The 15206-nt window shown below is 45.2% G+C and carries 6 protein-coding genes; 3 read left to right on the plus strand and 3 right to left on the minus strand.

Translation table 11 applies throughout. The annotated features are described in order from the left end of the window. Positions 1–58: 58 nt before the first annotated feature. The 3 genes from BW716_RS20555 to BW716_RS20565 all read left to right on the plus strand — a co-directional run bounded on the left by BW716_RS20555 (position 59) and on the right by BW716_RS20565 (position 11552). A complete protein-coding gene (locus BW716_RS20555) occupies positions 59–7849 on the plus strand; it encodes a non-ribosomal peptide synthetase (RefSeq protein ID WP_220388801.1) in 7791 nt (2596 codons plus the stop codon). 13 nt (positions 7850–7862) lie between these two features. After that, the gene (locus BW716_RS20560; protein ID WP_083725467.1) at positions 7863–9722 is read left to right on the plus strand and encodes a class II aldolase/adducin family protein; all 1860 of its coding nucleotides are present in this window, start codon (positions 7863–7865) and stop codon (positions 9720–9722) included. A gap of 222 nt (positions 9723–9944) precedes the next feature. Next, positions 9945–11552 carry a cyclic peptide export ABC transporter gene (locus BW716_RS20565; protein ID WP_179091202.1) on the plus strand — a complete coding sequence of 536 codons (1608 nt, stop codon included), beginning with the start codon at positions 9945–9947 and terminating at the stop codon, positions 11550–11552. On the opposite strand, the gene BW716_RS20570 is transcribed toward BW716_RS20565, so the two are convergent. From BW716_RS20570 to BW716_RS20580, 3 genes are read right to left on the minus strand one after another with little or no spacing between them, the layout of a single operon-like run. Then, complete coding sequence (locus tag BW716_RS20570) at positions 11539–12501, minus strand: hypothetical protein (protein ID WP_143708939.1); 963 nt, start codon at positions 12499–12501, stop codon at positions 11539–11541. The genes BW716_RS20565 and BW716_RS20570 overlap by 14 nt on opposite strands. Positions 12502–12514: 13 nt before the next feature. Continuing rightward, positions 12515–13879 (minus strand): MBOAT family protein, encoded by a 1365-nt coding sequence (locus BW716_RS20575; protein ID WP_083725473.1) that lies wholly within the window; start codon positions 13877–13879, stop codon positions 12515–12517. Positions 13880–13909: 30 nt separating this feature from the next. Next, entirely contained in the window at positions 13910–14743 is an 834-nt protein-coding gene (locus BW716_RS20580; RefSeq protein WP_083725475.1) for a sterol desaturase family protein, read from the minus strand. Between the last annotated feature and the right edge of the window lie 463 nt (positions 14744–15206).

Below are 15206 nucleotides of genomic sequence, written 5' to 3' on the forward strand. Positions count from 1 at the left end.
CCTTAAAGTTACCCGACTGGTCAGTCGTATATTTAAAGATTTTGGTGTTAAGCTGGCGTTGAAGGAATTGTTTGCAAACGCGATACTGGAAGAACAGGCTACATTGGTTGATCATTCGCAGAAGGGTACCTATACGGCCATTGCTCCATTAACCGAACGGCCAAACTATGTTTTATCGTCCTCTCAGCGGCGCCTTTGGGTTTTAAGCCAGTTTGAGGAAAGTAATACGGCTTACAACATGCCTGGTGTATATGTCATTAAAGGAAGGTTGCAACCTGCATTGCTAGGAGCAGCATTTAATGCGGTAATAGTCCGGCACGAAATACTGCGCACCGTATTTAACAGTGATGAAGAGGGAGAAGTAAGGCAGTATGTACAGCTGGCGTCGGAGGATTTTAAAGTGTTGTTTAAAGATGTCCGGGGCCAGGTAGCCAGTTTACCTGCCATCATCGATAACTTTTGTAATGCCGGTTTTGAATTGGCAACGGGTCCGCTGATGCGTGTCGGTGTATTTGAGGTGTCGGACCAGGAGTGGGTACTGGCGTTTGTGATGCATCATATTATCAGCGATGGCTGGTCATTGGGTGTGTTGATACGCGAGCTATTGCAGGTATATAATCAGCCTGCTACTGCTGGTGATCTGCCACCATTAGCGATACAGTATAAAGATTATGCCGTATGGCAGCAGGAACAGTTATCCAGCGGTATACTGGCGCAGCAACGGGCTTACTGGTTATCGCAGTTAGCCGGGGAGCTGCCGGTACTGGCGCTTGCCGGTGACCGTCCGAGGCCAGCGGTAAAAACATATAAAGGCGCCCAGGTGCACCGGCAGCTGGATGCGGATCTGAGCCTACAGCTGGCATTGCTGGTGCAGGCGGCCAACAGCACACTGTTTATGGGTATTACTGCTGCGGTGAATGCGCTGTTATACCGGTATACAAAACAGGAAGATATCATTGTTGGTACGCCGGTAGCCGGACGTGAACACAGTGACCTGGAAAATCAGATTGGTTTTTATGTGAACACACTGACATTGCGTACGCGCTTATCAGGAGACAACAGTTACCGTGAGCTGCTGGATATAATACGTGATGTTACATTACAGGCTTATGAGCACCAGGCCTATCCTTTTGACGAATTGGTGGATGACCTGCAACTGCAGCGCGATATGAGCCGCAACCCGCTTTTTGACGTTATGGTGCAGCTACAGGATGGAGAGCTTACACCGAAACTGAACAATACGAGTATAAACGGTATCACGATACAGGGGTACAACGGCAAACGCACTACCATCAGTAAGTTTGATCTGAGTTTCATATTTGAGCCGACCAATGTCGGCATGAACATGGTAGTTGATTACTGCACAGATATTTTCAATGCAGCTACTATTGAGCGGCTTGCCTCGCATTTTGTACAGCTGTTGGCGGCTATGCTGGAGTCGCCAACTATGCCGGTAAAGAAGATCAATTATTTAACAAAACAGGAAGAGCAGGTATTACTGCGGCAATTTAACGACACCAGGGTTGATTATCCGGCAGACAAAACATTGCCTGCTTTGTTTGCAGAACAGGTAATCATTCAACCACAAAGAATTGCTTTGGTCTTTGGAGCTACTGCTTATAGTTATAAAGAGCTGGATGAACTGTCGAACCGCTTTGCCAATTTCTTACAGGAGCAGCACCAGGTACAACCTGGTGATCTTATCGGCATTAAGCAGGAGCGTAGTGAATGGCTCATCATCACTATATTAGGTATATTGAAGGCAGGTGGGGCTTATGTACCCATTGATCCGGTATATCCTGAAGACCGCATTGCTTTTATGTTGTCTGATACCAATTGCAGGGTGATGATCACTGCTGATGAGCTGACGCAGTTCCAGGCCACTATTGGTTGCTACAGTACTTTCAGTCCTGTGTGCATGCAGACACCTGACAGTCTTGCCTATATCATGTATACATCCGGTTCTACGGGAACACCCAAAGGTGTAATGGTGAGCCACCGCAATATTGTAAGGCTTGTCAGGTCCTGTGGGTATGTAGCGCTTACCGGGCAGGAAGCGCTTCTCTCCACCGGCGCTGTTTCTTTTGACGCTACTACTTTTGAATACTGGGGCATGCTGCTCAACGGTGGCAAGCTGGTATTGTGCAGTCAGGATTCCCTGCTGGATGAGCAACTGATGACACAGGTCATTGCAGGAAATAAGGTAGACATCATGTGGTTTACTGCCGGCTGGTTACATCAGTTAATTGACAAAGACATCAACATATTTGCAGGACTAAAAACTATCATTGCCGGGGGAGATAAGCTGTCGGCACTGCATATTAATCGCCTGCGCAGGCATTATCCCGGTATGCAGGTAATAAATGGTTACGGTCCTACGGAGAATACGACTTTCTCTCTTACGTATAACATACAATCTTCCATGTCAGATATTCCTCTGGGATATCCTATTAATAACAGTACCGTCTATATTATGGACGAGCTGTTGCAATTATGTCCAGTAGGCGTGACAGGTGAAATTATAGTAGGAGGTGATGGATTGGCGCTGGGATACCTGAACCGGACGGAGCTCACCGCCGAAAAATTTATAGATCATCCTTATGTTTCGGGTGAGCGTGTGTATCGCACCGGCGACCTTGGTCGCTGGTTGCCTGATGGTAGCATCGCGTTTATTGGCCGCCGGGATGACCAGGTGAAAATCAGGGGTTACCGCATTGAACCGGGAGAGATAGAACATGTATTGCAGGCATATCCTGGTATATCATCAGCGTTGTTAGTGGTGTTTAGTACGGCTTCCGGCGAAAAGGAACTGGCGGCATATTTTACCGGCGAACCTGGTCTGGATGCAATAGAAATCCGGGCTTACCTGGGTAAACACTTACCCGCTTATATGCTGCCGGATTATTATGTACAGCTGGACAGTTTCCCTTTAACACCTAATGGTAAGGTTGACAAAAAGAAATTGCCTTCACCCCAAAGTGGTGGCAGGGCCAGTGACCGTGAATACGTAGCTCCACGCAATGCTACGGAAGAGCAACTGTTAGTTATATGGAAAGAAATACTGGGTCGCAGTGATATCAGTGTAAAAGACAACTTCTTTGAAATGGGCGGACACAGTTTGCGGGCTACCCGTCTGGCAAGCCAGCTATACAAGGTGTTTGAAGTAAAGATACCGCTCAAAGAATTGTTTGGAGCGCCTGTATTAGAAGATCAGGCGGTGCTGATCACCAGCGCACGTAAAACAACCTATAGCAGCATTTTGCCGGCCATATTGCAAAGCAGTTATCCGTTGTCGTCATCACAACGCAGGTTGTGGTTACTAAGCCAGCTTGAAAATGGTAACGTTGCTTATAATATACCAGGTGTATATGTATTTATAGGTGAGCTGCACCTGGCTTCATTAAACTTTGCATTTAATGAGTTGATACAACGGCATGAAATATTACGCACTGTATTCCGGGAAAATGAGAAAGGCGAATTGCGCCAGTATATTGTGCCGGCAGCGCAGCAGCTGTTCAGTATTCAATATACAGATCTGCGCACTGCCAAAGACCAGGACCAACGGGTAGAAGCGCTGGTAAAAGCCGGAGCAACGCAACCATTTAACCTTGCTGAAGGACCCTTATTGAGGGCCGGTTTATACCAGGTGGGCGATAGCCGTTGGGTATTTGCTTACACTGTACACCATATCATCAGCGATGGCTGGTCAATGGAAATACTCATACGCGAGCTGTTGCTGATATATAATCATCATGTACAGGGCATACCACACAGTCTTTTACCACTTGCTATCCAGTATAAGGATTATGCATGCTGGCAACAGGCGCAGCTGGAGGATGGAATTCTGGCTGCTGACCAGGTTTACTGGCTGCTGCAACTTGAAGGAGAATTACCGGTTCTGGAGTTGCCTACCGATCATGTTCGTTCTGCTGTACGCACCTATAAGAGTGGTGTAGTTACCCATCAGTTCCCTGAACATGCAGTGGAGCAACTGCGTACATTGTGCCAACAGCAGGGTGCTACCATGTTTATGGGCTTGCAGGGTTTGGTAAATGTGCTGCTGCATCGTTATACGCAGCAGGAAGATATTATAACCGGTACACCGGTTGCGGGCAGGGGGCATGCTGACCTGCTGGACCAGATTGGTTTCTATGTAAACACGCTTGCCCTTAGGATCCGGTTCTCAGGAGGAGATTCTTATACAACATTGTTGGATCATGTGCGGGAAGTGACACTGGCTGCATTTGAGCACCAGGCCTATCCTTTTGATGAGCTGGTGGATCAATTGGATCTGCAGCGGGATGTAAGCCGCAATGTACTGTTTGATGTAATGGTCATGTTGCAGCATGATCAATCCTCTCTGCGTCACATTCCGTCAATGCATGGCCTGGATATACAGGGCTACGAAAGTAATAGCCTTGAGGTTAGTAAGTTCGATATAACCTTTGCATTTATTGAAAGCGGTGCCTCGCTTACTGTAAACATAAAATATAATACAGACCTGTTCGATCCATCCACGATTGAACGCATGGCCACTCACCTGGAACAATTGCTGCATACAGTAACCAGCCGCCCGGATAGTCCCATTAATATGCTGCCATATCTGACTGAAGCTGAAGAAGACAGGTTGCTCAATACATTTAGCAGCAGTCATGTATCCTTCGACCGGCGTGCGACAGTGGTATCCATGTTTGAGGCACAGATCCGGAAAATGCCTGATCAGATAGCGCTGGTGCATGAAGGACAAACCCTTACTTATGCAGCGCTGAACAAAAGGGCCAATCAACTGGCACATTATTTACAAGAGCATCACCAGGCAGGTGCCGGCATGCTTACCGGTATACTGGCAGACCGTTCTATTGATATGATGGTGGCTATACTTGGTATCCTGAAAGCCGGTAGTGCCTATGTGCCCATTGATCCTGAATTTCCAGAAGCACGTATTCAATACCTCTTGCAGGATAGTGGTGTGCAGGTGATTGTGACCCAAAGCAGGTACCGTACGATGGTTGATACTTTTAACGTGGCGGCGGTATACCTGGATGATAGTGCAGCAGTCATGGAAATGCCGGACGAAGATCCTGTAATGGCAGCAATGCCAGCAGACCTGGCTTATGTGATTTATACTTCAGGTTCTACCGGACAACCCAAGGGAGTAATGATTACCCACGGAGCATTGGCAGATTACGCTTACGGCATACTGGCACGCACCAACATCGCTGAATGCCGTACATTTGGCCTTGTCTCTACCATTGCGGCAGACCTGGGTAATACGGTTATTTATACATCATTGCTGATAGGAGGTACACTGTATATATATTCGACACAAACATTGATGAGTGGAGAAGAGTTGTTTGCAACACCGGTAGATTGTATTAAGATTGTACCGTCTCACTGGAAAGCACTACAACCTGCCGGCGGTCCCTTGTTTGCGCCACAGAAATGCCTTGTTTTCGGCGGCGAGCAGTTGACTGGGGATGTGCTAACCCTTTTATACAACAATCATGCAGGCTGCCAGGTATATAACCACTATGGTCCATCTGAAACTACTATTGGTAAGTTAATCAACCGGGTATCATTAACGGAAAATGATGGTGTGATTCCACTGGGGACTCCTTTCTGCAATTCATTTTTCTGCATCATAGACCCACAGTTCCAGTTAACCGGCATTGGTATTACCGGGGAAATATGTATTGGCGGCGACGGTCTTTCACCGGGCTACCTGCACCGTGAGGCATTGACTGCAGAGCGATTTGTAGCTAATCCTTTCTGTCCAGGCGAGCGGATGTACCGTACCGGTGATCTCGGTCGCTGGCTGCCGGATGGCAACATTGTATTTATGGGCCGCAGTGATGATCAGGTGAAGATACGAGGTTACCGCATTGAGCTTGGAGAAATAGCCAGTGTGATGCAAAGCCATGAAGATATTGATGCGGCAGTAGTGATAGCTCGGAGTAATGCTGTGGGAGAGAAGGAGCTGGTGAGCTACTTCACAGGTAACAGTGCGGTATCCAAAACTTCGTTACGTACCTTCCTGGCACAGCGGCTGCCTTCTTACTCGTTGCCCGCTCATTATGTACAGCTTGAAAGTCTGCCGTTAACTGCGAATGGTAAGATTGATCGCAGGCAATTGCCGGTGCCTGAAGGGTTAGGATTAACAGGAACAACGCAGTACATAACGGCCGGAACGCCAACTGAAAAATTGCTCACCTCAATATGGGAAGAATTGTTACACCGCACATCCATCGGTATTGATGATAACTTCTTTGAAATGGGCGGCCATAGTCTCATGGCAGTAAAGCTGGTCAATCGTATCAACAGGGAATTGTCTGCTTCCATTAAGGTGGCAGATGTGTTTCATCATACCAGCATCCGTGAATTGGCGCAGTTGATAGATAGCTGTCCTCAGCAGGCTGATGAAAGTGTGATACCGGTAGCACCGCTGGCAGCAGGTTATGTATTGTCAACTAACCAGCGTCGCCTTTGGCTTACCTGCCAGCAGGCGGATAATACTGTGGCCTACAATATTCCTGGTGCGTTGCTGTTGGAAGGCCCTCTGAATACAGCCTTGCTTAAAGATGCCTATCTGTTGCTCACCGCTCGTCATGAAAGTCTGAGAACAGTGCTGGTAAACGATGAGGTGCTGCCTGAGCAAAAGATACTGCCTGCAGGTTATCCTGATTTCGAAATACAGGAAGTAGCCTATATGCCTGCCCGCGAAGAGATTGATCAGCTGGTAAGGATTGAAAGCAGTATACCTTTTCCAATGGATGATCAGCTGTTGGTAAGGGTGAAGATTTTGGTATTCCCCGATAACCGGTACCTGTTGATGGTAGTTATGCATCATATTATCAGCGATGGCTGGTCAATGGAGATATTTATCAAAGAATGGATAGCATTGTATGCTGGTCTGCAGCAGGGAAAACTGCCAGCACTACCACCAATGGTTATACAATATAAAGATTATGCCGTATGGCAACAGCATTATATCAGCAGTCCGGCGTTTCAAAAAGAGATCAGTTACTGGCAACAACGGCTGGCGGGTGAACTGCCAGTATTAAACCTGCCTTTTGCGCAGGCACGTTCTGCCGCTATGGGTATAGATGGGGATGTGTTTAGCTTCATGGTAGACGACAGTTTATACACCGGTCTTCAGCAGCTGGCACTTAACCGTCAATGCACCTTGTATTCCCTGATGTTTACAGCTTTTAATGTTTTACTATATCATATCAGCCATCAGCAGGAGGTGATATTGGGTACTTCTGTTGCCGGTCGACGTCATGAAAGCCTGGAATCCATAATCGGCTTTTTTGTGAACACTCTGGCCATTAAAACCAGCATCAATACCGGTGAAACATTTGTACAGCTCTTACAAAGAACCAGTACGCAACTGCTCAGGGATTTTGAGCACCAGGATATGCCATTTGAAGAACTGGTGACACACCTGGATTATGAACGCATACCGGGAGTGAACCCTGTTTTCCAGGCAAGGTTTGTGCTGAACAGTGAGCGGGAGAATGACCTGGCGGGTTTAGAGGAACTGAATATTAAAGCTAGCCCGATTGGCATACGTGAGGTCAATGCTAAGTTCGACCTGAGTCTGATTATCCGTCCTGGCAGAAATTTGTCTGGTATGATCGAATACAGGTCACAACTGTTCAGGAAAGAAATTATAACGCTGATTGCAGAGGGATATTTACAGTTATTGGCAGCAGTAATAGCGGATCCTGAAGTGGCTGTCGCACAGTTGGATACTTTCAATAGCGGGTATAAGCATTACCTGAGTACATCTAAAAAAGCAGTCAAAGACAACTTGTTAAAGAAACTGCAAAGCCTTCAGAAAAAATAAAAAATTATTGTCCATGACGATTGCAAAGAACAGCCTGCAGGGGCTTTTAAATACTGTTCCGAAAACAGTTACTGCTAATTCAATGCAGAAAGTTGAAAAGAACCAGACAGGTAATGAGTTTACCCGTTTAACTATATTTCAATCGGCAGATCCTGACCTGGACCTGGGTAAATGGATCAGTGCGAATATAGATAAAGTGAACGCTGCTTATGAGGAAAACAGGAACCTGTTGTTCCGTGGGTTTAAGCCGCTGGATGGAAAGTCTGTTTTCCCGGAGATCGTGAAGCAGGTGTCGGGCAGCGAACTGCTGGATTACACAGAGCCTTCTACACCGAGAACCCAGGTGGGGCAAAAAGTATATACTTCTACAGAATTTCCTGAAGAAGAATATATAGTGCAGCATAATGAGCATTCCTACTCGAACCATTGGCCATTACGGATCTTTTTCTATTGCGATATACCGGCAGCGGAAGGTGGTCAGACACCTATCTGTGATAGCCGTGCTGTATACAAGCTGCTCAGTGAACGGACCCGCAGGGAATTTGAAGAGAAACGGGTGATGTATGTACGCAACTTCAGTAAAGAACTGGATATCAGCTGGGAGCATTTTTTCCAGACATCAGACAAAGAAAAGGTAGCGGCATATGCTAAACAGAAACAGATAGAACTGGAATGGAAAGAGGCTGGTGGCTTGAGAACAAAACAGCGTTCCCAGTCAGTTTTAAAACATCCTTCATCCGGCGAAATGGTTTGGTTCAACCAGGCCCATCTCTTTCATGTCAGTAACCTGCGACCAGAGATTACAGATTTTCTCCTGGAGAATTACGGAGAAGAGCACCTGCCACGTAATGCTTACTACGGTGATGGCAGCAGTATTCAGACAGAAACCCTGGCTGAAATTAAGGCGGCTTACAGCAGGGCCCAGTTATCATTTGAGTGGCAGGCCGGTGACCTTATAATGCTGGACAATGTGCTGTATTCCCACGGTCGTAATCCATATAAAGGCAAGCGCAGCATCCTGGTCGCGATGACAGATGAATATCCGTCCCGGCAGGACACTGCCACTATTGTGGACAAGAAACAGATTAGTAATTCAAGAAAACAAACTGCTGCCCATTACCTGAAAAAATTAGTGAGTGAAACTGATGAAGCAACCTTGAAATATAAGCTGGCCATTGCCAATCGGATGATGGCTGTTCTTAATCTTGAAGAAGGAGGCATCAGCGGGCATATCAGCCTGAAGGTACCGGGGCGTGAGAATGCATTTTGGGTAAACCCATTTGGTATGCTGGCAGAAGAAGTAACCCCTGACAATTTAATTATGGTTAATGAGGAAGGTGCTGTACTGGAAGGTGACCATCCGGTGAATGTGGCGGGTTTTTGTATTCATGCTACCATTCATAAAATGTATCCGCACATACACTGTATTGTGCATACCCATTCACCGTGGAACACTGTCTTCGCTGCACTTGATGCACCTATTCTGCCACTGGACCAGAATTGCTGTATGTTCTTCGATAACCATGCCCTGTACCGGGAATATAATGGTCCTGTAAATGAAGCCGAAGATGCACAAAAGCTGGCGCAGGCATTAGGTGGCAAAAGTGCTGTTATACTGGCGAACCATGGTGCGCTTACCTGCGGGCAGAATGTAGAAACAGCCATCATGTATATGGTCGCATTGGAACGTGCCTGCCGTCTGAACATTATTGCGCGGCAAACGGGTGATTACAAATTAATTGAAGATGAAGTAGCCCGTCTCACCAAAGAGTGGATTGCCAACCCGATCGGATTCGGGATCGAATTCGACGCCTTGCAGCGCAGGGTAGAACGTGTATACCCGGAGTTACGGAACTTTAAAAAAGAAGAATAATAGCTGTATTTATTTCCAATGTTACGATTAACCCGTCTGGCCGCTTTATGCTTTATATTATTACTGGCTGTCTGCTCCTGTTTTACCTGCCATAGTTTAATGCCGCCTGCTGTGGTGCCGGCCAGTGCTGGCTCACATGTATTTGGGCAATTCACTGCAGGTAAAACAAACTATTAACCTGTAAAACATAAACAGGGCACACAGCCCATGAATTCCAATAAGATGTTCAAGATTACAGCAAAGCAGGTATTTTTATTGTTGATCTTCTATATTCCGAATACTATTTTTTCGATGAGTATTCTGGTCATTATGAATGGCGTAGTGTCTGGCAGGCAGGTTGTTAATACTTCGGACCCGGGCCTTATTTTTTTTGCGATAGTAGTGGTGTCTTTTTTGATGAACGTGTATTTTCATAAGAAGATCATTCTATTTGCCAACCATCTTATTTATGAAAATGAGCTGCGGATAATGGAGCGATTTCAGTCCATCAGCCTGCAGCAGCTAGAGCAGATAGGTTCACCCCGGATTTATGGTGCTGTTGAGGATATGCGTATGCTGGTGTTCCTGCCGGGTCTTGTTACTACGGGTATTTCCATCTTTTTTACATTGCTTATATGCGTGGTGTATTTCTTTTGGGTGTCCATCCCTTCTATGATCTTCGTTGTATTGCTGATAGCAGTTATGATTTCAGTGTTTTTAATGGTAAACAGGAAAGTTGCCCGGAGTGCGCATCAATTGCGTAAAGAGAACGACGCGTATTTTAAGTTACTGGAAGATTTTATCAAAGGGTTTAAAGAGTTTAAACTGAGCCTGGTAAGACGCACTAATTTTAATGAGAAGTTTTTCTTTCCCAACCGTGCCTCGGTAAGAGATACAGAATCCTTTGTATCTGGGTATCTGACATTTATTAACCTGGTGAGCCAGTATGGTTTCTACCTGGTAATTGGCTGTGTGATATTTGTATTGCCTTACCTGAAAATGTTGAACCGGCAGGAAGTAAGTGCTTTTGTAATTATTCTGTTATTCCTGAGAGGGCCTATTAATTCCTTAATGAGCATGCAAACATTTTTTACCAAGGCTGTGACAGCCAACAAACGTATCAACAAATTTATGGAAGAGCTGGAGGCATTGTCAGCAACTGTGCCATCATTGGGAGCAATGGAAGGACATGGGCAGGTAAAATCGCTTTCATTCAAAAATATTAGTTACAAATATGATACTGTCGAAGGTGGCGACCGGTATGCATTGCAGCACCTCAACTTTTCTCTGGAAGGGGGAGAGGTGGTTTTTATTATAGGTGGCAATGGTAGTGGTAAAAGTACATTTATAAACATACTCACGGGTATTTACACACCTGCCAGCGGTAAAATATTTCTTAACGGGAGGGAGGTGCAGAATACTTCCCAATACTACAGAAATCATATATCCGCTATTTATTCAGATCATCATCTTTTTTCGGAGAATTATGAGAATTATTCCCTGGTTGGTAATGACATCTATAAGCAACTACTAGCTGTAATGGAGCTGGATAGTGTGGTCGATGATACGTTGGACGCTGCGGCCCGCCGCCGGTTCTCTAAGGGCCAGGCCAAGCGGATGGCGTTGATATTTGCCATGCTGGAAGACCGGCAGGTACTGGTCCTGGATGAATGGGCTGCAGACCAGGATCCGCATTTCAGAAAGTTTTTTTATGAGCAGCTGGTGCCAAGATTCAGAGAAAAAGGTAAAACAGTGATTGCCGTAACACATGATGATGCTTATTTCAAACACGCAGACAGGGTCATCAGGTTCGAGTATGGAAATATTGTAAATGAGGCTATCGTTTCATAGCTATGGCCGGAGGTCCGCTTTTGGGGTGGTTAAATAGTTCATTGCATAATATTTTGCTGAATTTAACAGCTCCCTGGTTATTTAAATGGTCGTTGTCTGAAAAGTCCTGCAGGTTAAAACGTTTGTCGTGGGTAAAGTTCCCATATTCCAGTGCATACTGTTGTTGTACTTCATGAATGAACTCCTCCTGTAGATTTACAAGCCGGGGATCCAGGTTACTGGCGTAAAAGTCAGTAACCGGCGTAGAGAACAATATTACCCGTATATGGCGGTTATGAAGCATGGCCAGGGTTTCCCTGAATATTTGCAGGTTTTGATCATAAAAGGCTTTTGAATAAAGTTTTGAGTGTGCTGCAGCTCTTTTTTTTCCGGTCCTCTCATTAATGTTTTTTGAAAAAGTGCGTTGTGAATATCCCCATGTATTCATTGGCATGATAAATTCCGTACGCTGGTGCATCATTTTAAGCAGGATGCCCTGCAGGGTATATTGTACCACGCCAGGTTCCAGCAGATGTAAAGATGCGCGCAGCTGGTTGTAAGAGGTTGTATAATCCAGGTTCATGAAGTAATTATAGTAATAGTCCCGCCATTTATTCTCCCGGTCTGTCATGCTATAGAAAGTGGTCAGGTAATCAATATCAAAAGCTACGGTATGCAGATTTTTCATATCGTTGAGGTATCTTTTCACTATACGGATATCAGTGCCAAGGTCCTGGCTGAGATTACCCATGTTAAAGGCGCCGGATGGCAGGTATTCAGGATTTACGCCATGTAGTACATGGGATGAACCCATTACCAGGCAATTGACCTGGCTGATGTGTTTTTCAAGGAGTTGCTCCTTTCGCAGGTAAATATTTCCCGAGCGGCTGATAAGCCAGAAGTAGAGTGGTACAAAGGCAAGACAGGGGAGTAAGAACCAGGTTGTCTTCTGTAATAATGACATTCTCATATGTGACGGAATATTAAAATTGGAAATAAATAAATTGGTATGCATTCCAATTACCCAGGAAATAAATGCCCAGCATCAACGTGTAATAGTAATATTTGCGCTGTTCCGGCAGTTTGGTATTGACGAAAGCCACGAAACCTGTATTTCGTATTTTGTATTCGAAGAGCAAAAAGCCTGTGACAAGTGCAATCCACCATGCATATGCCGGGGTAATTATAATGGCCGGCGAAAGGAGGTTGGTAAATGTAACTGCAGCTATGTGCAGATCCGGAGCGCGGAATAATACGAAGGTCAATGATATCAGTATAAACGTGGTAATGGTGGTAAGCCTGGTATGTCTGTTACGCAGATGCAGTTTGTCTTCAATAATAAGCAATAAGCCATGAATGCCTCCCCATAGAACAAATGTCCATTGTGCACCATGCCATAATCCTGATATACAGAACACAATGAAACGATTCAGGTTTTTCCGGAACCCGGATACTTCGCTGCCTCCCATTGGGATATATACATAGTCGCGGAACCAGGTGGTAAGAGAGATGTGCCAGTTCCGCCAGAACGATGACATGGAGCCAGCAAACAGGGGAAAGTTGAAGTTCTTCATTATGTCAATACCGAGGCATCTGGAAGAGCCGATGGCAATGTCGGAATATCCTGAGAAATCGCAGTAGATCTGGATAGTAAAAAGGAAAATAGCTATTGCTGAGTTGTAATGGTCAGTTGCTACGCCATAATACTCATCCACGATACGCGAAATATTATCTGCAATCACTACCTTTTTGAAAAGACCATACATTACCAGTTTTAGGCCATCAACGATATTTTGACGGTTGTAGGGGTGGTCGGTGCGTAGTTGCCCGATCAGATGTTGTGGTCTTTCAATAGGCCCTGCAACCATCTGGGGAAAGTACATGACATATAGTGCATAATAGCCCAGATGACGTTCAGGTTTGAAGTGACCACGATACACTTCAATCGTGTAACTCATGGCCTGAAAGGTGTGAAAGGAGAGGCCCAGGGGCAGCAGTATCTCCATGAAAGAGTAGGGCTTCCAGCCGGCTGTTTGGCGGACAAGATTTATATTTTCGATGATGAAGTTGAAGTATTTAAAATACATCAGTATTCCTATGTTGGAAAGAATACTGATTACCAGGTACAGCTTTCGCCTGTGCCCCGTGGACCGGTCTATCATGATAGCAGCGCGATAGTCAACCAGTATGATAAAGAAAATAATAAGGATGAACACTGGTTTATATACCATATAAAAATAGCAGGAGGCCCCCAACAGTAGTACCCAGCGGTAAGCGGCTGGCAACAGGTAATACATAACAATTACCAGTGGCAGAAACAGCAGGTACTCAAAGGAATTGAATAACATCGCATGAACGGTTAAAATGTAATAGACTAATTATGACAGGTCACTACCCGGTTTTTGGGATTTAACGAAGGGGAAAAAGAATTGGGAGGACCAGGATTCGTCATGATCTTCCAGGCCGTATTCCTGGGGGAATTTGCGGGTTATTTTGGCAGTGCCGAATATCACATCCCAGATGAGCAGCATATTGCCATAATTGCCGTTATAATGACCAATTCCATCGCGATCATGTGCAGCATGGTGAGCATGATGTGTGGCAGGCAGTGATATGGTGCGTTCAAGTACCCAAGTGAAAGGATGCAGTATACGATAGCGATACAGGGGCATATCCCAGCGAATGCTGGAATGCGCAAGATATGTGATAACACCGCGTATGGTGCCCACAATCAGCGAGGCGGGGCCCATGCCCAGGAAGGTAAGTGTAGCTGTGATATACAGGTTAGGAAATAGCAGGCTTTGCACCAGGTTATTGCGGTTAGCCATGGCCATGCCCATATAGGAGGCAGAGTGATGTGCACGATGAAACTTCCACAGCCAGGGGATTTCATGATGCAACCGGTGAAACCAGTACTGTGTAAAATCATCTGCAATGATGATGATCAGTACTGCCCAGCCGAGGGATACCCATGAAAAAGCGCTTTTATATTGGGGTATCACGAGCGGTAATAAAAATAGCAGGAAGAAATTGATTTTTAGAAATCTTAGCAGATAGCCAATTATAAAGGATGAAAGGTCCAGGTAGCGGTCGTTTTTTTTCCACCGTCCTGTATACAGGCCAAGTGCAAACTCGAGGATGCCAAGGCTCAGGTAAATTGCCATAAGTCCCCAGCTGGCAAGATTCCGGATGACAAGGTTGAATATGTCCATTGGTTTATTTTTAAGAATAGATCAAAGTGAGTGGTATTTACTCTTTTGATAAAATTGTTTGTGTTGTAGACAGAGGGGTGTTTTTTGTTACCCCCGGTAGAAAATATTTTATAGCAATGAGGATAGCCGAAAAAATAATTACCGGTACCAGGTAAAGAAACAGGGTCACTAAAAATTTCTTAAATATGAGGTTAAGATCTGAACATTTCATAAATAACGGACTGAGTTGATTAATGAGGGTGGCTGGGTAGATTAACTGCATTGCTGTACGCTCAAATGTACAATGAGTAAATAATTATTACTATTCTAATTGGACTAAATTATCTTAAACAGAATAGTGAAAAGTCTGTTATGTTTATTTATCTGCCGGATTATATGCTGAATGGATTAATTTATTCCATATGGAATTTTTCTGCTTAATAATCTTTATTAATTTGCCGCCATGCAATTAGTATGAATAGTC

The sequence above is a fragment of the [Flexibacter] sp. ATCC 35208 genome (assembly GCF_001975825.1).
Taxonomy (GTDB): domain Bacteria; phylum Bacteroidota; class Bacteroidia; order Chitinophagales; family Chitinophagaceae; genus Chitinophaga.

Excerpts from the sequence above, each read along its gene's own strand:
- BW716_RS20560 (WP_083725467.1), top strand. The coding sequence starts at position 7,863 with ATGACGATTGCAAAGAACAGCCTGCAGGGGCTTTTAAATACTGTTCCG.
- BW716_RS20570 (WP_143708939.1), bottom strand. The coding sequence starts at position 12,501 with ATGAGAATGTCATTATTACAGAAGACAACCTGGTTCTTACTCCCCTGT.
- BW716_RS20575 (WP_083725473.1), bottom strand. The coding sequence starts at position 13,879 with ATGTTATTCAATTCCTTTGAGTACCTGCTGTTTCTGCCACTGGTAATT.
- BW716_RS20580 (WP_083725475.1), bottom strand. The coding sequence starts at position 14,743 with ATGGACATATTCAACCTTGTCATCCGGAATCTTGCCAGCTGGGGACTT.
- BW716_RS20565 (WP_179091202.1), top strand. The coding sequence starts at position 9,945 with ATGTTCAAGATTACAGCAAAGCAGGTATTTTTATTGTTGATCTTCTAT.